General features: G+C 68.9%; 15 protein-coding genes. 6 read left to right on the top strand and 9 right to left on the bottom strand.

Annotated features, from left to right (window positions below; all coding sequences use genetic code 11):
- The first annotated feature begins 43 nt into the window (after window positions 1-43).
- From DL990_RS27945 to DL990_RS27935, 3 genes are all read left to right on the top strand, one after another.
- On the top strand, window positions 44-1147 hold the full coding sequence (locus DL990_RS27945) for a winged helix DNA-binding domain-containing protein (protein ID WP_125800413.1): 1104 nt from the start codon (window positions 44-46) through the stop codon (window positions 1145-1147).
- Window positions 1148-1277: 130 nt separating this feature from the next.
- Window positions 1278-2735, top strand: coding sequence for an NAD(P)/FAD-dependent oxidoreductase (locus DL990_RS27940; RefSeq protein WP_125800412.1), 1458 nt, complete (start codon window positions 1278-1280; stop codon window positions 2733-2735).
- Window positions 2732-4399 carry a GMC oxidoreductase gene (locus DL990_RS27935; RefSeq protein WP_125800411.1) on the top strand — a complete coding sequence of 556 codons (1668 nt, stop codon included), beginning with the start codon at window positions 2732-2734 and terminating at the stop codon, window positions 4397-4399. The genes DL990_RS27940 and DL990_RS27935 overlap by 4 nt, the downstream gene beginning before the upstream one ends.
- Window positions 4400-4534: 135 nt before the next feature.
- Here DL990_RS27935 and DL990_RS27930 read toward each other — a convergent pair whose 3' ends face one another.
- The gene (locus DL990_RS27930; protein WP_125800410.1) at window positions 4535-6025 is read right to left on the bottom strand and encodes a chitinase; all 1491 of its coding nucleotides are present in this window, start codon (window positions 6023-6025) and stop codon (window positions 4535-4537) included.
- Between the two features lie 161 nt (window positions 6026-6186).
- Here DL990_RS27930 and DL990_RS27925 point away from each other — a divergent pair, with 161 nt between their 5' ends.
- Window positions 6187-8571 carry a Tex family protein gene (locus DL990_RS27925; protein ID WP_199746627.1) on the top strand — a complete coding sequence of 795 codons (2385 nt, stop codon included), beginning with the start codon at window positions 6187-6189 and terminating at the stop codon, window positions 8569-8571.
- A 279-nt stretch (window positions 8572-8850) separates the two neighbouring features.
- Here DL990_RS27925 and DL990_RS27920 read toward each other — a convergent pair whose 3' ends face one another.
- Both DL990_RS27920 and DL990_RS27915 read right to left on the bottom strand, forming a co-directional pair.
- Window positions 8851-10581 carry an acyl-CoA dehydrogenase gene (locus DL990_RS27920; RefSeq protein WP_199746626.1) on the bottom strand — a complete coding sequence of 577 codons (1731 nt, stop codon included), beginning with the start codon at window positions 10579-10581 and terminating at the stop codon, window positions 8851-8853.
- A gap of 24 nt (window positions 10582-10605) precedes the next feature.
- On the bottom strand, window positions 10606-11943 hold the full coding sequence (locus DL990_RS27915) for a serine hydrolase (protein WP_125785696.1): 1338 nt from the start codon (window positions 11941-11943) through the stop codon (window positions 10606-10608).
- 275 nt (window positions 11944-12218) lie between these two features.
- Between DL990_RS27915 and DL990_RS27910 the strand changes: the two genes are divergently transcribed.
- On the top strand, window positions 12219-13856 hold the full coding sequence (locus DL990_RS27910) for a DEAD/DEAH box helicase (RefSeq protein WP_125785695.1): 1638 nt from the start codon (window positions 12219-12221) through the stop codon (window positions 13854-13856).
- Between the two features lie 331 nt (window positions 13857-14187).
- On the opposite strand, the gene DL990_RS27905 is transcribed toward DL990_RS27910, so the two are convergent.
- The 5 genes from DL990_RS27905 to DL990_RS27885 all read right to left on the bottom strand — a co-directional run bounded on the left by DL990_RS27905 (window position 14188) and on the right by DL990_RS27885 (window position 18994).
- A complete protein-coding gene (locus DL990_RS27905) occupies window positions 14188-15120 on the bottom strand; it encodes an acyl-ACP desaturase (protein WP_125785694.1) in 933 nt (310 codons plus the stop codon).
- An 89-nt stretch (window positions 15121-15209) separates the two neighbouring features.
- Window positions 15210-16226, bottom strand: coding sequence for an iron-siderophore ABC transporter substrate-binding protein (locus DL990_RS27900; RefSeq protein ID WP_199746625.1), 1017 nt, complete (start codon window positions 16224-16226; stop codon window positions 15210-15212).
- Between the two features lie 27 nt (window positions 16227-16253).
- Window positions 16254-17147: an ABC transporter permease gene (locus tag DL990_RS27895; RefSeq protein WP_125785693.1), complete on the bottom strand. Its 894-nt coding sequence runs from the start codon at window positions 17145-17147 to the stop codon at window positions 16254-16256.
- The gene (locus tag DL990_RS27890; protein ID WP_125785692.1) at window positions 17134-17916 is read right to left on the bottom strand and encodes an ABC transporter ATP-binding protein; all 783 of its coding nucleotides are present in this window, start codon (window positions 17914-17916) and stop codon (window positions 17134-17136) included. The genes DL990_RS27895 and DL990_RS27890 overlap by 14 nt, the downstream gene beginning before the upstream one ends.
- Before the next feature lie 16 nt (window positions 17917-17932).
- Complete coding sequence (locus tag DL990_RS27885) at window positions 17933-18994, bottom strand: ABC transporter substrate-binding protein (protein WP_125800409.1); 1062 nt, start codon at window positions 18992-18994, stop codon at window positions 17933-17935.
- Between the two features lie 216 nt (window positions 18995-19210).
- Between DL990_RS27885 and DL990_RS27880 the strand changes: the two genes are divergently transcribed.
- Window positions 19211-20731 (top strand): sensor histidine kinase, encoded by a 1521-nt coding sequence (locus DL990_RS27880; RefSeq protein ID WP_125800527.1) that lies wholly within the window; start codon window positions 19211-19213, stop codon window positions 20729-20731.
- Between the two features lie 119 nt (window positions 20732-20850).
- Here the strand turns inward: DL990_RS27880 and DL990_RS27875 are convergent, their stop codons facing one another.
- On the bottom strand, window positions 20851-21570 hold the full coding sequence (locus tag DL990_RS27875; protein ID WP_233620594.1) for a TetR/AcrR family transcriptional regulator: 720 nt from the start codon (window positions 21568-21570) through the stop codon (window positions 20851-20853).
- Window positions 21571-21623 lie beyond the last annotated feature (53 nt).

The following is a 21623-nucleotide window of genomic DNA, read 5'->3' as shown; positions in this document are numbered from 1 at the left end:
TTGAGGACCGTAACTGTCCTTGATCCCGTTTAGGGTGAGCGGCATGTCCGACACGTTGAGCAGGCGCGCGCTGAACCGCGCCATGCTGGACCGGCAGCTGCTGCTCCGGCGTTCGAAGATGACCGCGCTCGAAGCGGTCGAGCAGCTGGCCGGATTGCAGGCGCAGGCGCCGAATCCGCCGTACTTCGCGCTGTGGACGCGGTTGCACGGCTTCCGCCAGGAAGAGCTGGCGAACCTGCTGCTGGACAAGAGGGTCGTGCGGATCGCGCTCATGCGCGGCACGGTGCACCTGGTGAAACCGGCGGACGCGCTGGCGTGGCGGCCGATCGTGCAGCCCCTCTACAACCGCTCGGTGGACGGCAACACCCAGTTCACCCCGGAGATCAAGGGCCTCGACCACCAGGAGATCGCCCGCACTGCCCGCAAACTGCTCGGCGAGCGGCCGCTGTCGTCCGCCGAACTCGGCGCGGAACTGGCAAAACGCTGGGACAGCGCGGGACCGTCGGCGCTGGTGCACGTCGCGCGGGCGCTGCTGCCGCTGGTGCAGATCCCGCCGCGCGGGATCTGGGGCAAGTCCGGGCAGCCGACTTACCAGACCACCGGGGACTGGCTGGGCGCCGAGCCGGACGCGACGCCGTCGCCGGAAGCGATGTTCCGGCGCTATCTGGCCGCGTTCGGGCCCGCCGGCGTGCAGGACGCGCAGGCGTGGGCCGGGATCACGAAGCTCGGCGAGGTCGCCGAACGGCTGCGACCGGAACTGCGGACGTTCCGCGACGAGAACGGACGCGAACTCTTCGATCTCGAAGACGCCCCGCGCCCGGACCCGGACACGCCCGCGCCTGCCAGGCTGCTGGGGCCGTTCGACCAGACCATCCTGTCCTACGCCGACCGCACCCGCGTGATCAGCGACGAGCATCGCAAGGTCGTCATCACGCAGAACGGCCTGGTCAAGGGCACCATCCTGGTCGACGGGTCCGTGAAGGGCTTCTGGGAGATCAAGGCCGCGAAGAAGGCCGCTTCAGTGGTGATCACGCCGTTCGAACGCGTCCCGAAGCGCGACATGGACGCCCTCGAAAGCTCCGCTCACCGCCTCCTGACCTGGGCCCACCCGAAGGCCGAGTCCCACTCCGTGCAATTCGGCACCTGATTGCGTCAGTTCGCACTGCCAACGACCGCAACCAGGTGCCGAATCGCGGGAGGTGAGTGGCCGAAAATCTCGATTGAGTGGCCGGTCGTGTACTTCCACCAGGGCTGACGGGTGCGTAACTTCGATCGGCATGGGCAAGACGAGCGTGCTGATCGTAGGGACGGGCTTCGGCGGGGTCGGGACGGCGATCGAGCTCAAACGCGCCGGATTCGACGACTTCACCATCCTGGAGAGCGCCGCCGAACCGGGCGGCGTCTGGCGGGAGAACACGTATCCCGGCGCCGGCTGCGACATCCCGTCGCCGCTGTACTCGTTCTCCTACGAGCCCAATCCCGACTGGCCTAAGCGGTTCTCGCTGCAACCGGACATCCACTCGTACCTCAAACGCGTGGTGCGCCGCTACGGGCTCGAACCGCACATCCGCTTCGACACGCGCGTCACCGCCGCGGCCTTCGACGAGGAGCGCGGGCTTTGGCGGGTGGAGACCGCGGGCGGCGAGACGTTCGAGGCCACCGTGTTCGTCCCCGCCGTCGGCCAGCTCTCGCGTCCGGTCCAGCCGGACATCCCCGGCCAGGAAGCCTTCGAGGGTGCCAGTTTCCACTCCGCGCGCTGGGACCACGACGTCGACCTGCGCGGCAAGAAGGTCGCGGTGATCGGCACCGGCGCGAGCGCGATCCAGTTCGTGCCCGAACTCCAGCGCCAGGCGGGTGAACTGACGGTGTTCCAGCGCACCGCGCCCTACATCATGGCCAAACGGGACACCCACTACCGGCGCTGGCAGCAACGGTTGTTCCGGCACCTCCCGGCCACCCAACTGCTCGGGAGGCTGCGGATCTTCCTCCTCGCCGAGTACGCGACCTACGCGATGACCGAACATCCGTTGCTGGCCAAGGTCTTCGAACTGCGGACGGCCCAGCTGCGCCGCCGTCACATCAAGGACCGGGCGCTGCGCGAGAAACTCACCCCGGACTATCCGCTGGGCTGCAAGCGGATCCTGTTCACCAACGAGTATCTGCCCGCGCTGGCGCAGCACAACGTCGCCGTGGAGACGCGGCGCATCAGCGCCATCACGCCGTCCGGGGTGCTCACCGAGGACGGCGTCGAACACGAGGCCGACGTCATCGTCTATGGGACAGGTTTCGCGGCGACCGACTTCCTCGGCGAGCTCAAGGTGGAGGGTCTCGGCGGACGGGCGCTGTCCGACACTTGGAAGGGCGGCGCGCGAGCGTACCTCGGCATGACCGTGCCGGGTTTTCCGAACCTGTTCTGCGTCTACGGGCCCAACACGAACCTCGGTGCCGGCTCCATCATCTACATGATCGAACGGCAGGCCCGCTACATCCGCCAGGCCGTGGAACACCTCACCAGGCCCGAAGTGTCCTATATGGACGTCGTGCCAGAGGTCGAGCAGCGATACGACGAGGAGATCCAGCGACGCCTCGGGCGCAGTGTCTGGACGACCTGCGCCAGCTGGTACCGCCAGGAGAACGGCCGCGTGAGCACGAACTGGCCGGGTCTGGTCACCGAATACGACCGTCGGACGAAGAAACTCGACCTCGGCGACTACCGGACGGCGGGAGCGCGATGAACTACGACGTGCTGGTGATCGGCTCCGGTTTCGGCGGCAGCGTGACCGCGCTGCGGCTCACCGAGAAGGGGTACCGCGTCGGCGTGCTGGAGACCGGTCGCCGGTTCGCCGACGACGAGTTCGCGAAGACGTCGTGGCGGCTGCGGAAGTACCTGTGGGCCCCGAAACTGGGCTGCTACGGCATCCAACGGCTGACCCTGCTGAAGAACACCTTCGTACTGAGCGGCGCGGGCGTCGGCGGTGGCTCGCTCGTCTACGCGAACACGCTTTACCAACCCCCGGACACCTTCTACGAAGACCCGCAGTGGGCGCACATCACCGACTGGAAAGCCGAACTCGCCCCGCATTACGACCAGGCCGGACGAATGCTGGGCGTGGTGGAGAACCCGCTGGTCACCCCGGCCGACCGCGTACTGCGCGAGGTCGCCGAGGACATGGGCATCGCGGACACCTATCGGCCGACGCCGGTCGGCGTCCACTTCGGCAAGCGCGACGTCGACCCGTTCTTCGGCGGCGAGGGCCCGTCGCGGAAGCCGTGCACGCACTGCGGCGAGTGCATGACCGGCTGCCGGGTCGGCGCGAAGAACACGACCGTCAAGAACTACCTGTACCTGGCGGAAAAGGCGGGCGCGGAGGTCCATCCGCTGACCACCGCCGTGTCGGTCCGGCCGATCGACGGCGGCTACGCGATCGACACCGTCCGAACAGGACGTTGGGTGCGCAAGCGCAAACGGACCTTCACCGCTTCCGAGGTCGTGTTCGCCGCCGCTTCCCTGGGCACGCAACGGCTTCTGCATTCGCTGAAGGACTCCGGCACGCTGCCGGAGCTGTCACCGCGCCTCGGCTTGCTCGCCCGCACGAATTCCGAGGCCGTGCTCGCCGCGCGTTCACTGCGCAAGGACACGGACTTCACCCGCGGCGTCGCGATCACGTCGTCGATCCATCCCGATGCCGTCACGCACGTCGAACCGGTGCGCTACGGCAAGGGCAGCAACTTCATGGGCCTGCTGACGACGGTGCTCGTCGACGCCGAACCGGGCAAGCGCCGGTGGGTGCTGGGCGCACGGGAACTGTGGCGGAACCGGCGGCGGCTGGTGCGGCTGCACAATCCGCGACGGTGGTCGGAGCGGATGGTCGGGCTGCTGGTGATGCAGACGTTGAACAATTCCGTGACCACGTACACGAAACGCGGGCTCTTCGGCCGCCGGATGACCACGAAGCAGGGCGTCGGCGAGCCGAACCCCGAGTGGATCCCCGCCGGACACGAGGTCACCAGGCGGGTGGCGGACAAGATCGGCGGGCTGGCGCAGGGCGCGTGGACGGATCTGGCGAACATCCCGATCACCGGGCATTTCATCGGCGGCTGCGCGATCGGCGACAGCGCCGAGACCGGCGTCGTCGACCCGTACCAGCGGGTGTACGGCTATCCCGGGCTGCATATCGCGGACGGTTCGGCCATCTCGGCGAACCTCGGGGTGAACCCGTCGCTGACCATCACCGCGCAGGCGGAACGCGCGATGTCGTTGTGGCCCAACAAAGGCGAGGCCGACCCGCGGCCGCCGCTCGGCTCCCCCTACCGGCGCGTGAACCCCGTCGCCCCGCTCAAGCCCGTCGTGCCCCCACACGCCCCCGGCGCCCTGCGTCTCCCCCTCACTCCGCTCTGACCCCACGCAATTCGTCACCTACTTGCAATGTTCGCGTCGCGCAAATCTCGCAAGTAGGTGACGAATTGCGACGTGGAAAGGGCGGGGCACCGTCGCCCGCGCGACGACGGTGCCCCGCCCCGGTCTAGCGGATCATCACGGGAGGCCGGCCAGACCCGCGCTCACCGTGTTCGACCACGCGTAGCCCTGCGAGGCGTCCCAGTTGATCGACCAGGTCATCGCGCCCCGGATCGTCGGGTACGTCGTCGTCGGCTTGAACGAACCGCAGTTCGTGCCCTTCGCCAGGCAGTTCAGCGCGTTGACCGTGTTGCCGGGCGCCTGGTAGCCGCCACCGGCCGCCGAGCCCGACGCGGGCAGGCCGAGCCCGACCTGGTCGGCCCGCAGACCGCTCTGCAGCTGGATGCAGGCCAGCGCGGTGAGGAAGTCGACCGTGCCCTGCGAGTAGACCTTCTGGTCGCAGCCGAGCATCGTGCCGCTGTTGTAGTACTGCATGTTGACGATCGTCAGGATGTCCTTGACGTTCAGCGCCAGCTTGAAGTACTCCGCCGCCGGGTTCTGCATGTCGATCGTCTGCGGCGCCATGGTGATGACCGTGCCGCCCGCGGCGTGGATGCTGCGCAGCGCCTGCGCCATGTAGGTCGCGTTGACGCCGTTCTCCAGGTCGATGTCGACGCCGTCGAAGCCGTAGGTCGCGATGAGCGACTTCATGCTGTTGGAGAAGTTCGTGGCCGCGGCAGCGGAGTCGACGCGGATCGTGCCCTTCTCCCCGCCGACGGACAGGATGACCTTCTGCCCGCGTGCCTGCGCCGTCTTGACGTCGGCCTTGAACTGCGCGTCGGTGTAGCCGCCGAGCTGGCTCGACAGCCCCGAGTCGAGGGTGAAGGTGACCGCGCCCGGCGTGGCCGTCGCGTCGGCGAAGGACACCGCGATGATGTTGTACTTCGTCGGGACGTCGGCGAGCTTGAGCGCCTTCGCGCCGTTGTAGAAGTTCTGCCAGTAGCCGGTGATCACGTGCTTCGGCAGGTTCCCGGTCGGCGGGGTGCTCGCCGAGGTCGTCGGTGGGTTCGACGTGGTGGTCGTGGGCGTGGTCGGCGTGGTGGGGGTCGTCGGGGTCGTGGTCGGCGAGCCGCCGGGACCGTCGAGGTTCACGTCGTCGGCGAAGTACGCGGGCTGGCCGTACCAGCCGTGCAGGTAGATCTGGACGCTCGTGGTGGACGCGCCGGTGGTGAAGCTCAGCGAGAGCTGCGACCAGCTGGCCCCGCCCGGGGTCCAGGTGTTCTTGTCACCCGTCCCGGTGCCCGTGACACCGAGGTAGGTGTAGCTGCCCTGCACCCACGCCGAAAGCGTGTACGCGGTGTTGGCCTTCACGGCCACGCTCTGCGAGCAGCGGGCGTTGTCCTGCCCCGCGGGAGTGGCGCTGAGCGCGCGGCTGCCCGAGTGGACCGGCGTGGTGACCACCGCGTTCGCGCCGGTGCAGGTCCAGCCGCTCGTGGTCCCGAGTTCGAAGCCCGGGTTGGTCAGGATGTTGGCGGCCGAGGCGCTGCCCGAGACCGCGAAAGTCACCCCCAGGCACACGGCCAGTGACGACAGCAGGGCGAGGAACGCGTGTTTCGGCTTCACTTTCACGACTGGCCTCCACGAACGGGTGATGTCGGCCACACCAAAATGGACTAGACCAATACAACTGTCAAGGGTTCGGTTAGAGGAGGCCATACGAAAGTCGGCTCGGCGGAAGCGGCAGAATGCAGGGTCCGAGAGCACCCGAGGGCGGATTCAGGAGCGTGGGAGTGAGCGTGCAGGGCCTGCAGACAGTCGAGCAGAAGATCGCCGAAGAACTCGGTGTGCGCGAAGGGCAGGTCAAGGCGGCCGTCGACCTGCTGGACGGCGGATCGACCGTGCCGTTCATCGCCCGGTACCGCAAAGAGGTCACCGGGATGCTGGACGACACCCAGCTCCGCACCCTCGAAGAACGCCTCCGCTACCTGCGGGAACTCGGCGAACGCCGGGTCGCGGTGCTGGAGTCGATCCGTAGCCAGGGCAAGCTGGACGAGGCGCTCGAAGCGTCGATCATGGCGGCGGACACCAAGTCCCGCCTCGAGGACATCTACCTGCCGTACAAGCCCAAGCGGCGGACGAAGGCGATGATCGCCCGCGAGGCCGGTCTGGAGCCGCTCGCCGACGGGCTGTTGAACGACCCGAACACCGACCCGCAGGCCGCGGCCGCGGTGTTCGTCGACGCCGACAAGGGAGTCGCCGACGCGCAGGCCGCGCTCGACGGCGCCCGCGCGATCCTCGTGGAACGCTTCGCCGAGGACGCCGACCTGATCGGCGAGCTGCGCGAGAAGATGTGGTCGCAGGGCCGCCTCGCGTCGAAGGTCCGCGACGGCAAGGCCGAAGAGGGCGCGAAGTTCTCCGACTACTTCGAGTTCTCCGAGCCCTACAGCAAGCTCCCCTCGCACCGGATCCTCGCGATGTTCCGCGGTGAGAAGGAAGACATCCTCGACCTCACCATGGAGTCGGAGGAGCCCACCGAGGAACCACGCACCGGGCCGACGGAGTACGAGACCCGCATCGCGCACAAGTTCGGGATCTCCAACGAAGGCCGACCCGGCGACAAGTGGCTCGGCGACACCGTCCGCTGGGCGTGGCGCACGAAGATCCTGCTGCACCTCGGCATCGACCTGCGGATGCGGCTGCGTCAGTCGGCCGAGGACGACGCCGTCCGCGTGTTCGCCGCGAACCTGCGCGACCTGCTGCTCGCCGCCCCGGCGGGCACCCGCGCCACGATGGGCCTCGACCCGGGTTTCCGCACCGGCGTCAAGGTCGCCGTCGTCGACGACACCGGCAAGGTCGTCGGCACCCACGTGATCTACCCGCATCAGCCCGCGAACAAATGGGACCAGTCCATCGCCGAACTCGCCGCGCTGTGCGCCCGGCACAAGGTGGACCTGATCTCGATCGGCAACGGCACCGCGTCCCGCGAGACCGACAAACTCGCCGGCGAGCTGATCAAGAAGCATCCGGAACTGAAGCTGACCAAGGCCGTCGTCTCCGAGGCGGGCGCGTCGGTGTACTCGGCGTCGGCGTTCGCGTCGCAGGAACTGCCGGGGATGGACGTCTCGCTGCGCGGCGCGGTCTCCATCGCGCGGCGGCTGCAGGACCCGCTGGCGGAACTGGTGAAGATCGACCCGAAGTCGATCGGCGTCGGGCAGTACCAGCACGACCTGTCGGAGATCTCGCTGTCGCGGTCACTCGACGCGGTGGTCGAAGACTGTGTGAACGCGGTCGGCGTGGACGTCAACACCGCGTCGGCGCCGCTGCTGACCCGCGTCTCGGGCATCACGACGACGCTGGCGGAGAACATCGTCGCGCACCGCGACGAGAACGGTCCGTTCAAGACTCGGAGCGGGCTCAAGGAGGTCGCGCGGCTCGGCCCCAAGGCCTTCGAGCAGTGCGCGGGCTTCCTCCGGATCCCGGACGGCGACGACCCGCTCGACTCGTCCTCGGTGCACCCCGAGGCCTATCCGGTGGTGCGGCGGATCCTGAGCTCGACCGGCACGGACATCCGCGCGCTGATCGGCAACTCGCGGACCCTGCAGGCGCTGAAGCCCACACAGTTCGTCGACGACACCTTCGGCCTCCCGACGGTGACCGACATCCTCGCCGAACTCGAAAAGCCGGGCCGCGACCCGCGTCCGGCGTTCAAGACCGCGACCTTCGCCGACGGCGTCGAGAAGATCGGCGACCTCAAGCCGGGAATGCGGCTGGAAGGTGTCGTGACGAACGTGGCCGCGTTCGGCGCGTTCATCGACGTCGGCGTGCACCAGGACGGGCTCGCGCACGTCTCGGCGCTGTCGAAGAACTTCGTCAAGGACCCGCGTGAGGTCGTGAAACCCGGCGACATCGTCAAGGTGAAGGTCCTGGAAGTCGACGTGCCGCGCAAGCGGATCTCGCTGACCCTGCGGCTGGACGACGAGCCCGGCCGTCCCGCCCGCGAGCAGGGCGGTGGCGGCGGCGGCGGTCGTGACCGCGGCCAGGGCGGTCAGCGTCAGGGCGGCGGACAGCGTCAAGGCGGCCAGGGCGGACGCGGCGGCGGCAACCGGGGCGGGAACTCCGGCGGCGGTGGCGGTGCCATGGCGGACGCGCTCCGAAAGGCCGGCTTCGGCAAGTAAGGGTTGGCACGTTATCGAGGGGTAAGGCAATGGTGTCGGGTCGCGGGGATTCACTCGCGGCCGTGGGGCACCCGGGTGTCGCGAAGGACGCCTTCTTCGCTACCGCACCCCTGCCCCCGACGTTGCGAAAGCCACTTTCGCAACGTTGAAGGTTGCGAAAGTGGCTTTCGCAACACGCCACCTTCGCCTTACCCCTCAAAGAGAAAGGGCGCTTTCCCCGCATGCGATGCGAGGAAAGCGCCCTTCACCACGTCAGATGCGGGGAAAGTCCCTTTCAGCTCACGGGTTCATGGCGTAGGCGCCCGAGAGGTCCCGCACCAGCGACCACACGTGGTCGAAGCGCGCCGCGTCGACGACGGGCTTCCGGATCGACGCCAGCGCGAGCGCCTGCTGCGCCTCGGTCGAGGACGACTTTCCGTGTAGATCGATCGCGGTGGCGCTGAAGTCCTGCACCAGGATGGCGAAGATCTGGTCGACGACCTCGGTCTCGATGCCGGTGATCTCCGCCTGCTCCAGCACCAGCTGCCCGTAGACGACCAGCGTGAACAGCTCGGTCAGCGCGAGGCCGAAGTCGATGTCCTGCTGCTGTGCCTCGTCCGGCGCGGCTTCGGTGAACAGCTTCACCAGCGCCTCGGCCTGCTCGGTGAACCGCGCGACGTTCGGGATCGCGGACGCCTTGGCGTAGGCCTCACGCCAGTCGTGGAACCGCACCTTCGACAGGCCGCGCGCGGGGCCCTGGCGGAACAGGAACTCGTCGTCGGCCGCGTCGGACCGGGTCGGCACCGGCTCGTAGGCCTGCGGCGCGAACAGGTACGCGGGCACGAACTTCGCGATCAGCGCGAGGTTCACCGCCACCGTGCCTTCCAGCTTCGGCAGGCCGTCGATGTCGTTCTTGGACATCGCGAGGTAGGTGTCGGCCTCGAAACCCTTGGCCGCCACCACATCCGCGACCAGGCCGATGACCTTCTGCGCCTCGGTGGTCACCTTCATCTTGGTGATCGGGTTGAACAGCAGGTACCGGCGGTCGTCCGCGTTCGCGCTGCGGAAGTAGTCCACGGCGCGGTCGGAGAACAGCTTCATCGCGACGAGCCGCGCGTACGCCTCGACGAATTCCCGGCGCACGTGCGGGAAATCGGTGACCTTCTTGCCGTAGAGCACCCGGTTGTGCGCGTGCGTGATCGCCTCGTACAACGAGTGCGTCGACATCCCGATGCCGCCGAAGCACAGGTTGAACTTGCCGATGTTGACCGTGTTCAGCGCAGCGGAGAACGCGTCGGCGCCGACGTGCAGAATGTCCTCTTCGGACACCGGGTAGTCATCGAGCTCGAACTCGGCGACGTACATCTGCGACGGGACGACGTTCTTCACCACGCGGTAGTTCGGGTGCTCCGAGTCCGCGTAGAAGAACACGTACTGGTCCGGTCCCTCGACGCCGCCGATGCGGCCGAACACCGACACGGTGCGCGCGCAGTTGCCGTTGCCGATGTAGTACTTCGACCCGTTCGCGCGGTAGCCGCCCTTGCCGTCCGGTGTGAGCACGAGGTCCGACGAGTAGATGTCGGCGCCGTGCTCCTTTTCGGACAGTCCGAACGCGGCGACGCCGCCGGCCGCGAGCGAGTCCGCCGCGCGTTTGCGGGCGGCCTCGTTCGCGCTCTGCCACACCGGGCCAAGGCCGAGGATGGTGACCTGCCACGGGTACCAATAATTCAGGCCGTAGAAGCCGAGGATCTCCGACAGCGCCGCGACGCGCGCGGTATCCCAGCGCTTGTCGGGGTTCCCCTCGGCGTTCGCGCCAGGAGTGAGGAACGTCGAAAAGAGCCCTTCCTTGCCCGCGAACTCGATGAAGTCCGCGTAGAAGGTCCGCTCGTGGTAGTCCTCGACGAGCTTGCGCTTGCCTCGCTGTTCGAACCACTCGATGGTGGCACGCAGCAGGCGACGCGTCTCCGGGTCGAACTGCCGTGGGTCGTACCCACCCGGGTTCAGCAACAACGCGGTCGCCTTTTCGCTCATCGTCACTCCTGGTCGCCGAAGTTACTACCCGGTAACCGTAGCGCGCCGCTTCGCCGTCCGGCCACCGAACTCGACCGAAGTCACCTCCCCGTGGTCGTTCCGCAGGAAACGCGCGGTGGGCTTGCGGGTGTCGGCGGCGGGGGCGATCGCGTCGCCGCCCACGAAAACGGCCTCGAACGGCGGAGGCGACGGGAAGTCCTCGATCTCGGCGACCAGCTGAGCCCACAGCGTGCCGTCGCGGTCGCTGACCACGAACGCCAAGTCACCGGTCTGGTAGCGGCCGAGGTACTCGGCGACGTCCGGCTGGGGCACCGGCGGCGGGCTCGCGAGCGGAGGCAGGCCGACCAGCTTCTCCAAGCACCAGTCGACGATCTTCGCGCCCAGCGCGGAGCCGCCCGCGCTGTTCGTCAGCACGGTGACGGCGAAGTCCTCCTCCGGAATGGTCACGAACTCCGACAACTGCAGATTGCTCACGTTGCCGCCGTGCCGGACCAGCCGGGCAGCGCCGTGGGTCGTGTGCAGCCAGCTCAGCCCGACCTGTTCGAACCGCAGCGCGGCCTTGCGCTGCGGCGCGCGCATCAGGTCGCGGGTGGCTTCGCTGATCGGCGGCTTGCCCTCGGCCTCGCCGGTCAGGAAGAACCGGGCCCATTTCAGCTGGTCACCCGCCGTCGACCACAATCCGCCGCTCGCGCTGTCCGCGCGGGTGAGGCCCACGGTGTGCTCGACCGCCGGTCCGCCGTCGCGCAGCACGTGCCCGACGGCGTGACGGCGCGTGAGCACCTCCCACGGCAGGTAATACGACTCGGTCATGCCCAGCGGTTCGAGCAGCCGGGCGCGGACCACGTCCTCGAAGGGTTCGCCCGCCACCACCTCGACGACCCGGCCTGCCAGCTGGAACCCGGCGTTGCAGTAGGAGAACACCTCTCCTGGCGGGAAGTTCTGCGGCAGGTCGCCGAACTTCGCGATCGCGAGGGCCAGCGCGTCGTCACCCCACCCGGTGGTGAAGTCCACGTCGCCGAGGAACCCGGCGGAGTGCGTGAGCAGCTGGCGCAGCGTCACCGTCTTCCGCGCCACCGGATCCGCCAAGGGGAGATCGGGGAGGTATTCGACGACCGGCCGGTCCAGGTCCAGTACACCGTCTTCGACCAGGGCCAGCACGGCGGCCGCGGCGAAGGTCTTGCTGGTGGAGCCGATCATGAACAGGGTGCCGGGATCGACCGGAAGCCCGGTGTCCACACTGGACACCCCGGTGGCGAACACCGACTCCTCGCCGCGATGCGTCACCCCCACCACGGCTCCAGGGACACCCGCCCCGCGCGCCTCCTCTTCGAGCACGCCTCGCAGATCCTGAACGTTCGACACCCGTGTCCCCTTTCGTCCGGTCAGGCCAGCGTTTCACCGCGACCCGGCGTCCGGCTCGTCCGAACCGACGAACATCGGCGGACCGGTGCGGGCGATATCACGTAGCCCCGGAGATCACGACCCAGTACACTGGACAACGCGGTCCGCTCAGTTCTGCCTCGGGCCGCGTTTCGTTGTCGAAGACCACGCGCCGCGGCCCCCCGAGGTCTGCGCCGGGCAGGACAACCCTTTCTATCCTTACGGAGATACCAGGGCGCACCTGTGCCCACACGCTTATGAGCACACCTACCTTCACCGAACTCGGCCTGCCCAAGACCCTCGTGGACTCGCTCGCCGAACAGGGCGTCACCAGCCCGTTCCCCATCCAGGCCGCCACGCTGCCGCATTCGCTGGCGGGCCGCGACGTCCTCGGCCGCGGCCGCACCGGCTCCGGCAAGACCTATGGCTTCGTGCTGCCCGTCCTCGCCCGGCTCGCCGCCGGCCCGACCCGGCGCCGCCCCGGCCGCCCGCGCGCGCTTGTCCTGGCGCCGACCCGCGAACTGGCCACCCAGATCGAGGCGTCGTTCCTGCCGCTGGCCAAGCCGCTCGGCCTCAAGGTCACCACCATCTTCGGCGGCGTCAGCCCCAACCCGCAGATCACCCGGCTGCGTGACGGCGTCGACATCGTCGTCGCCTGCCCCGGCAGGCTCGCCGACCACATGCGTTCGGGCGAGGTGAAGCTCGACAACATCGAGATCACCGTCCTGGACGAGGCCGACCACATGGCCGACCTCGGCTTCCTGCCCGACGTCCGGCGCATCATGGCCGAGACCCCGGAGCGCGGGCAGCGGCTGCTGTTCTCCGCGACCCTCGACGCGGGTGTCGACGTGCTGGTCAAGCGCTTCATGCACAACCCGGTCACGCACAGCGTCGACTCGGCCCAGTCGCCGGTATCGACCATGAAGCACCACGTGCTGCACCTGGAGGAGACCCACCGGCTGGCGGTGCTGATCGACCTCACCGCCGCGCCCGGCCGCACACTGGTGTTCACCCGCACGAAGCACCGCGCCAAGCAGCTGACGCGCAAGCTCATGGCCTCCGGCGTGCCGGCGGTCGAACTGCACGGCAACCTCGGGCAGACCGCGAGGACGCGCAACCTGGAGGCGTTCTCCTCCGGCGCGGCGAAGACGCTGGTCGCGACCGACATCGCCGCCCGCGGCATCCACGTCGACGACGTCACGCTGGTCATCCACGCCGACCCGCCCGTCGAGCACAAGGCGTACCTGCACCGCTCAGGTCGGACCGCGCGGGCCGGGGCGTCCGGCACCGTCGTCACGCTGATGACCGACGCGCAGGTCGGCGACGTCCGCGACCTCACCCGCAAGGCGGGCATCAAGCCGACCACGACGCAGCTCGGCCCCGGCCACCCGCTGCTGTCGGAGCTGGCGCCCGGCGAGCGTTCGTTCACCGCGTCCCCGCGTCAGCCGATCGTGGACATGCGGCCGAAGCGCGTCAGCGCCAGCGGCGAAGCCATCCCGGGCAAGGGTGACGACGAAGACCGTCCGGCAGGCAGCCGTGGCCGCGGCAGCCGCGCCGGTCGCGGCCGAGGCCCCTCCGTCGGTGGCAGGGGTGCTTCCGGTGGCGGCTCGCGTCGCGGCGGTTCCTCGGAGGGCCGTTCGCGTCAGCCCCGCGCCGAAGGCGACCGCCGTGGCGGCGCCCCCGCCGGCCAGGGCGGCCGTCGCGCGGCCGAGTCCACCGGACGTCGCGAAGGCGCGCCCAAGGGCGGCGGCCAGGGCCGTCGCGGCGCCGCCGACTCCCAGCCGCGCCGGGCTTCCGGTGCGGGCAAGGCCCAGTCCGGTGGCGCTCCGGCCCGCCGGGGCGGTGCCGCCGCGTTCTCCTCGGGCACCCGCGCCGGCTCGCGCCGCTCGCGCTAGCTCACCCTGACGGCCGCCACGCGTGATCCGGCGGCCGTCACGCGAGTTACGGCTCCCGTCACGCGAGTTACGGCTCCCGTCACGCGAGTTACGGCTCCCGTCACGTGAGTTACGCCTTCCAACACGCGAGTTCCGGAGGGCGGCTCAGGTGATCGGGCCGCCCGACCACGCGAGTCGGCCACCGGAACACACGTGCCGTCCATCCGATCACGTGAGTTGGCCGTCTGGTCACGTGACTGGAGGCGGAACTCACGTGATTGGAGGCGCAACTCGTGTGATTGGGGGCGGAACTCGCGTGACTAGGGGCGCAACTCGCGTGATCGGGGGCGTATCACGTGGTTCGGGCGGCGGCGCGGGCGGCCGCGGCCGCGCGACGCTCTTCGAAGCGGGACGCCTGGGTGTCGAGGGCCTTCAGGAACTGGTCGAGTTCGTCCCGCGCCTTCTCCCCCACCTCGCCGAGCCCTTCGAGCTCGAAGATCTTCCACTGCCGCAGCAACGGCCAGATCACCTCGTCGTGGTGGATCCGCAGGTCGTAGATGCCCGCCTTCGCGATCAGCGCGGCCTTCCGCACGAAGCTCGGGATCACCGCGCCCGGCATCTGGAACTGGACGACCTCGTCGGTGATGGCGCGCATCATCGCGTCGGGTGAAAGCTCCAGCGAGGCCTGCACCAGGTTCCGGTAGAAGACCATGTGCAGGTTCTCGTCCATCGCGACCCGGGAAAGCAGCTTCTCGCACATCGGATCCTGCGTGTACTTGCCGGTGTTGCGATGCGAAAGCCGCGTCGCCAGCTCCTGGAACGACACGTACGCGAAGACGTTCAGCAATGCCTTGTCGCCGCTGTCGTACCCGGCCTGCATGGTCTGCATCCGCGCCCGCTCCAGCTCGACCGGGTCCACCGCGCGCGTCACCAGCAGGTAGTCGCGGATGCAGATGCCGTGGCGGCCCTCCTCGGCCGTCCAGCGATGCACCCACGTGCCCCACGCGCCGTCGCGGCCGAACGCCCGCTCGATCTCGCGGTGGTAGCTCGGCAGGTTGTCCTCGGTCAGGAGGTTGACCTCCAGCGAGGTCCGCGCGATGGGCGACACCCGCGACTGCTCGGGATCCCACGGCTCGCCGCCCAGTTCGGCGAAGTTCTTGCCCTCGCTCCACGGCACGTACTCGTGCGGCATCCATTCCTTGGCGACCGAGAGGTGCCGGTTGAGGTTTTCCTCGACCGTTCCCTCCAGCTCGAGCATCAGCCGGGTGCTTTCGGGGACCGTCATGCGTTTCGTCCTTCCAGGGTACGGAAAACGCCACCTACGACACCGTAACTTACGGTGTCGTAGGTTTGCCACCTCCGGAAGGTGAACGCTCAGGAGCCGGGGACGGCCGCCAGCTTCGGCACCAGCTGTTCGATCGCGTACGGGATGCTCAGCACGGTGTTGAACGAGATCGCGGCCCCGACCGGCGGGTTCTCGTAGGTGATGAACAAGTCCCGCTTGTCCGCCGACACCTTCAGCTTCCGGTACACCGGGTCGGCCCGCACCCTGGTCTCCGCGTTGACGTCGGAGTTCAGCCACACCAGGCGATCCGCGTCGAACAGGTCGAACCGTTCCGACGAGACCTCGACGACGTTGTTCTCCGGTTCGCTCAGCGCCTTGACCGGATCGAACGGCCGGAAACCCAGCTCGGTCATGAAGATCATCTTCGGGTCGGTGGTGGTGAACGCGGAGAACTTGCCCGCCTCGAAGGTGTCGGCGACGACCATCGACAGCTTCGCGAACCCGGGGTGTTCGGCCCGCGCCTGCGCGAACCGCCGGTCGATCCCGGCGATCAGGTCGTCGGCCTTCTGCGGCAACCCGAGCGCGCGACCCACCATCCGGGTCATCTCCTGCCACGGCGCCGCGTAGTCCTCGTACTTCGACGGCTGCGCGACGACCGGGGCGAGCTGCGAGAGCTTGTCGTACTGCTCCTTCTTCATCCCGCTGTACTGGGCGAGAATCAGGTCCGGCTTGAGCGCGGCGATCTTCTCGAAGTTGAAGTCGTCCCGTTCGCCGACGACCTCCGGCCACTTGTCACCCCAGCGAGCCTGGGTCCACGGCCACTTCCCGTACGGCCGCTCCTTGAACCAGTCGACGGCGCCGACCGGCCGGATCCCGAGCGCCAGCACGGCGTCGTGGTCGGACAGGCCGAGCGTGACGATCCTCGAAGGCTGCTTCTCGACCGACGCCGACCCGTATTTGTGCTCGACGGTCACCGGGAAGGTGCCCCGGGCCTCCGGAGGCACCAGGCTCTCGTCGACCGATTGCGAAGAACCGCAACCGGCCACCAGCAACGACATCATCAGCGCGGTCAGGGTCGCCTTGACCCGCACCCCAGTAACGGACATGCGGGTAAGGCTAGCCTGCCCAAAGTCCTAAAGAGACGCGGTGAGACCACGGGCACGCAAGACCGACCGTTCCAGCGGACGGAACACCACCAGCTCGATACCGACGCCGACCAGCAGGATCAGGAAGATCGCCGAGATCACGCCTTCCATGCTGTTGAACGACGAGCCTTCGTTGAGGTACGCGCCGAGTCCCTTGCCGAGCGCCGGGGACAGCGCGATCAGCTCGGCGGCCATCAGCGAACGCCACGAGAACGCCCAGCCCTGTTTGAGCCCCGCCAGGAAGCCGGGCAACGCGGCGGGCAGCAGGATGTGCCTGGCCGACGAGAGCCGGTTCGCCCCCATCACCTGGCCGACCCTCGGCAGGATCGGCGGGATCTGGTCGATGCCCGAGACGAGACCGTTCGCGATCGAAGGCACCGAGCCCAGCAGGACCACGAAGTAGATCGAGGCGTCGTTCAGACCGAACCACAGGATCGCCGCGGGCACCCACGCCACCGACGGCAGGCTCTGCAGCCCGGTCAGGAACGGGCCGACGGCGGCGCGGACGATGCGGACCTTCGCCACCACCAGCCCGAGCGGGGTCCCGATGACCACGCCGATCAGGAAGCCCAGCGCGGCGCGGTGCACCGACGTCCAGACGAACTCGAAGATCTCGCCGTCGATGGTGATGCCGACGAGTTCGTCCCAGACCGCGAGCGGCGCGGGCAGCATCGACTCCGGCCAGAACGCGGCCGCCCACAAGGCCTGCCACAGCGCGACCAGCAACGCCAGGAAGACCAACGGCGGCACGAAGCCCCGCAGGAACCGCTTCCCCCGGCTTTCCCGGCGCTCCCCGGTGGGGGTGTCGAGCGAGTCGAGCCCCGCGCCGACGGCCTCGTCCGCCTCCTCCGCCGCTGTGTCGGGGCGGTCAAGCCGCGGCATGGGTACTGATCACCTCCCGGAGGTGACCGGTGATCTCCAAGGTCAGCTCTTCGGCATCGGAGGCCTGGACGTCGCGCCATTCCCGCACGACCCGGCCCGGCCGCGACGAGAGCAGCACGACCCGCTGGCCGAGCCGCACGGCTTCGCGGACGTCGTGGGTCACGAACAGCACCGACGTGCCGGTGCTGCGGTAGACGCGCAGCAGTTCACCCTGCAGGACGTCGCGGGTGATGGCGTCGAGCGCGGCGAACGGCTCGTCCATCAGTAGCAGCGACTGCTCCGGGTCACCGCCGACGCGCAGGGTCGCGGCCAGTGCCCTGGCGAGCGCGACGCGCTGCCGCATCCCGCCCGACAACTCGTGCGGCCGCTTGTCGCCCGCACCGCCGAGGCGGACGAGTTCGAGCAGTTCGGCCGCCTTTTCGCGGCGCTCGGACCGGCTGAAACCGGCGAGGCGCAGCGGCAGTTCCACGTTGCGGGCCGCGGTCAGCCACGGCATCAGCGCGGCCTCCTGGAACATGACCGCCGGCCGGGAGGTCTCGAGGGTGATCGTGCCCGACGTCGGCCGGTCGAGACCGGCGACCAGGTTCAGCAGCGTGCTCTTGCCGCAGCCGGAGGCGCCGAGGAGGCAGACGAACTCGCCGGGGGCGACCGTCAGGTCCATCCCGTCGAGGGCCACGACGGCGCGGCCGGTCGGCCCGAACGCCTTCCGGACCCCGTCGAGCCGCACGGCGACACCGGTGGACAGGCCGGGCTCCAAGGTGGTCGTCATCGCTGATCCCCTCCGGTCACTTCGTCAGCCCTGGCGCGTTCACGCCGGGCTTGCCCTGCTCTTTGAGCACGGCGTTGAGCGGGCCGAAATCGGCGAACCCCTTGAGGTCCACCGCGGACTTCACCACGCCCGCGGTCACCGAGTCCTGCGCGAGCTGGGCGAAGGTCGACGCCACCGGGTCGATGCCGAGTTCGATGCCGGAGAACGCGCGGTCGAGGACGGCCTCGTTCAGTGTGCTGCCCGCGAGCGCCTTGAGTTCTCCGTTGACCACCTTCTTCGCCTCGGCGGGGTTGGTCTTCGCCCAGTCGATGGCGGCGAGTTCACCCTTGAGGATGGCGGTGACGGTCTCCGGATGCTGCTGCAGGAACTCACTGCGGACGATCACGACCGTGGTCGGGAACTTGCCTTCCGGCCACAGGGTCTTCTCGTCCAGGAGCACCTTCGCGCCAGCGTCCAGCACGAGCCGTGAGGACCACGGCTCCGGCAGCCAGCCGCCGTCGAGTTCACCTTTCTTGAAGGCGTCGAACGTCTTCGGGTTGTCGAGGTTGGTGACCTTGACTCCCGCCAGCTTCTTCTCGGCGACGAACTTCTTGAGCGCGACGTCCTGGGTGTTCGCCAGCGACGGCGTCGCGATGTTCTTGCCGGCGAGCTGCTCCGGCGTGGTGATCTCCGGCTTCACCACCAGCTGCGCGCCGCCGGTGACCGCGCCGGAGACCAGCTGGATGGCGCCCTTGGACTTGGTGAAGGCGTTGATGGCCGGGCCGGAGCCGATGAACGCGATGTCGAGCGAGTTGCCGAGCAGCGCGTTGACCTCTTCGGGGCCCGCGTTGAACGTCTGGGTCGTGAGCTTCGTCGAGCCGAGTTCCTTGGCGAAGAAGCCGTTCTTGGTCCCGATCAGCGCGGGCGCGTGCGTCACGTTCGGGAAGTACCCGACGCGCACCTCGGCCGCGGCTCCCTGGCTCTTCTGCTCCGCCGGGGCGGTGCCGCTGTCCGCGCGTGAACATCCCGCGATCCCGCCGGCCAGTGTCAGGGCGGCGAAGGCCGCGGCCAGCAAGCGGGCTCTGTGGTGGGTGCGCACGGAAGGTCGCCTTTCGGAGGGTACGACTCGGCTCGGGTGGTGGCGCGAGAGTCGCATGTTCACCCACGTGCCTGCATCGCCATCCGAATGACGGGAAAGATGCCGAGAATCCTTGACACCTGGCGGAACTCCTGTTCCACATTTCAGGACCGGTGTAACGGTTCGGGCCGAACGGGCGAATCACGCTTAGTGGTGAAGCACCCTCGAACCGTCGCGATGGCGGGCGTGCTGACCGCCGGTATCGGCATGGGTGTCGTAGCGACGACGCTCAAGATCGCCGACGGCACGCACACCGTGCTCGACACCACCCTCTCGTCCACGACCGGGTTCCTCTTCCTCCTCGCCGGCGCCGTCGCGCACGTGCGCCGCGCTTCGAACCCCATCGGCCTGCTCATCGCGCTGGCCGGGCTCGCGTTGTTCGCCGAGGACCTGCAGTTCGCCGACGAGCCGCTCGCGCATACCGCCGGTTTGGCGCTGACCGCCGCGTCCAGTCCGGTGATCGCCCATCTGGTGGTCGTCTTCCCGCACGGGAAGCTCCGGTCCCGCTGGGAACGCGTGCTCGTCCTTTCCGCGTACACCGTGATCTTCGGGGCGGCGGTGCTCGGCCTGCTGGTCAACGACGATCCGAAGAACCTCGCCGCGGTCGCCGCCTCGACGGAGGCCGAACAGCTGGTCAAACGGCTGCTGGAACTGGTCGGCGCGCTGATCGGTGCCGGGGTGCTGGTCGTGCTGCTCTACCGCTGGCTCGCCGGACGGCTTCCGCAGCGGCGGCTGCTCTCCCCCGTCGTCGCGATCGCGGTGGTCGGCGCGGTGAGCACCCTGGTCGGCAGCGCGCTCGGCTCCGCGCATCCGTTCTCCGGACCGCTGCTGGACGTCTACCGGATCTCGTTCTGCCTGTGGCCGCTGACCTTCCTGATCGGGGTGCTGCGGGCGCGGGTCGGCAACGCGGAGATGATCCGGCTCCTGCTGGAACGCGACGGTTCCGGCCTGGCCGCGCTCGTGCAGGACGACGAGGTGTGGAAGGACAGCCGGTCGATCGACGCGCTCAACGCCGCCGCCGGGCTGATACTGGACAACCAGCGGCTCGCCGCGGAACTGGAGGAGCGCCTCGTCGAGGTCCAGGCGTCGCGCGCCCGCATCGTGGCCGCCGCCGACGACGAACGGCGACGTCTCGAACGGGACCTGCACGACGGGGCACAACAACGGCTGGTCAGTGTCGTGCTGCTGCTGAGGATGGCGGAACGGCGGCTCGGGAGCGACCTCACGCCGCCGGTCGCGGCCCTGCTGACCGGCACCATCGACGAACTCCAGGCCACCATCACCGAACTGCGTGAACTCGCGCGCGGGCTCCGGCCCGCGATCCTCACCGAGGCCGGGCTGATCCCCGCGGTCCGGTCACTGCTGGACCGGGTCCCGCTCGCGGTCGACCTCGCGGGGGCGGACGTGCCGCGGCTCAGCGGCGCCGTCGAGGCGACGGCGTACTTCGTCGTCTCGGAAGCGGTCACCAACGCCTTGAAACACGCGCGGGCACGCGAGGTCCGCGTGTTCATCCGCGTCAAAGAGGACGGTCTGCGGGTGGACGTCCACGACGACGGCACCGGCACGGCCGACATCGACGGCGGCTCCGGGCTGCACGGCCTCCGCGACCGGGTCCGGGCGCTCGGCGGCGAACTGACCGTCGCGAGCGAACCCGGGTCGGGCACCACGGTTTCGGCCGTCATCCCCTTGGACGGCTGACGCGAGTTCCGCCTCCAATCACGCGAGTTACGCCTCCAATCACGCGTGTGCGCTCCCCAATCACGCGAGTTCCGCCTCCAAGCACGAATGATCGCCATTCGCCGAAGGAGGCGCGGCGGTCAGCGCCGTCGGTCGATGAGCGCGGCGAGTCCGTCGAGGATCCGCTGGAGCCCGAACTCGAAACCGTTGTCCGCGGGGGCGTCTTCGATCGCCTTCGCCGCTTCGTGCAGCGCCGGGAACATGTCCGGGTTCGCCGCGACGTGCCCGCGCAGGCCGCGGTCGCCTTCCCAGGGTTGGGTTCCGGCGTTGTTCGTCGAATGGGTGTTGCGCAGATGCCCGCTGATCAGGAAGACCGCGTCCATCCGTTCGGCGCCGGTCAGGCCGGTGCCCGCCAGCGCGGCGACGGCGGACTCCGTCCAGCCGATCTCCCGCGGCCCGGTCGCCCGGACGCCGACCGTGGCGTCGGGCAGCCACGGATGCCGCTGCCAGGTCTCGCGCATCCGGACCGTCCATTCTTCGAGCCGGGAGCGCCAGTCTCCGGGCAGCGCGAGGAGGTCCGGGGCGGGGCCGATGGCCAGTTCGGTCATCACCGCGAGCAGTTCCGCCTTGTTCCTGACATGGCGGTACAGCGCCATTTTCGTCACGTCGAGCTTGCTCGCGACCAGGTGCATGGAGACGCCGGCGATGCCGTCGGCGTCGGCGATCCCGGTCGCGGCGTCGGCGATCCGCTCGATCGTCAGCACCGGGCGAGTGGGTTTCGGCTCGCGCTGGGAAAGCCCCCAGAGCAGCTCGGTACTGCCGGCGCCGGGGTCCGGGCCGGCTCCCGTAAAGGTCGCCATCGTGCACTCCGCTTTCGGACATTCGGGACTTGTCATCCGGTCTCGGATGTGTC

This window comes from Amycolatopsis sp. WAC 01416 (genome assembly GCF_003947485.1).
Lineage (GTDB): Bacteria > Actinomycetota > Actinomycetes > Mycobacteriales > Pseudonocardiaceae > Amycolatopsis.
This window is presented reverse-complemented; position numbering and strand designations above follow the sequence as displayed.

What these genes read in the sequence shown, in the direction of transcription:
- DL990_RS27905 (WP_125785694.1), bottom strand. Translation starts at nt 15,120, where the DNA reads ATGACGGTCCCCGAAAGCACCCGGCTGATGCTCGAGCTGGAGGGAACG.
- DL990_RS27945 (WP_125800413.1), top strand. Translation starts at nt 44, where the DNA reads ATGTCCGACACGTTGAGCAGGCGCGCGCTGAACCGCGCCATGCTGGAC.
- DL990_RS27875 (WP_233620594.1), bottom strand. Translation starts at nt 21,570, where the DNA reads ATGGCGACCTTTACGGGAGCCGGCCCGGACCCCGGCGCCGGCAGTACC.
- DL990_RS27900 (WP_199746625.1), bottom strand. Translation starts at nt 16,226, where the DNA reads ATGTCCGTTACTGGGGTGCGGGTCAAGGCGACCCTGACCGCGCTGATG.
- DL990_RS27920 (WP_199746626.1), bottom strand. Translation starts at nt 10,581, where the DNA reads ATGAGCGAAAAGGCGACCGCGTTGTTGCTGAACCCGGGTGGGTACGAC.
- DL990_RS27910 (WP_125785695.1), top strand. Translation starts at nt 12,219, where the DNA reads ATGAGCACACCTACCTTCACCGAACTCGGCCTGCCCAAGACCCTCGTG.
- DL990_RS27935 (WP_125800411.1), top strand. Translation starts at nt 2,732, where the DNA reads ATGAACTACGACGTGCTGGTGATCGGCTCCGGTTTCGGCGGCAGCGTG.
- DL990_RS27940 (WP_125800412.1), top strand. Translation starts at nt 1,278, where the DNA reads ATGGGCAAGACGAGCGTGCTGATCGTAGGGACGGGCTTCGGCGGGGTC.
- DL990_RS27895 (WP_125785693.1), bottom strand. Translation starts at nt 17,147, where the DNA reads ATGCCGCGGCTTGACCGCCCCGACACAGCGGCGGAGGAGGCGGACGAG.
- DL990_RS27880 (WP_125800527.1), top strand. Translation starts at nt 19,211, where the DNA reads ATGGCGGGCGTGCTGACCGCCGGTATCGGCATGGGTGTCGTAGCGACG.
- DL990_RS27890 (WP_125785692.1), bottom strand. Translation starts at nt 17,916, where the DNA reads ATGACGACCACCTTGGAGCCCGGCCTGTCCACCGGTGTCGCCGTGCGG.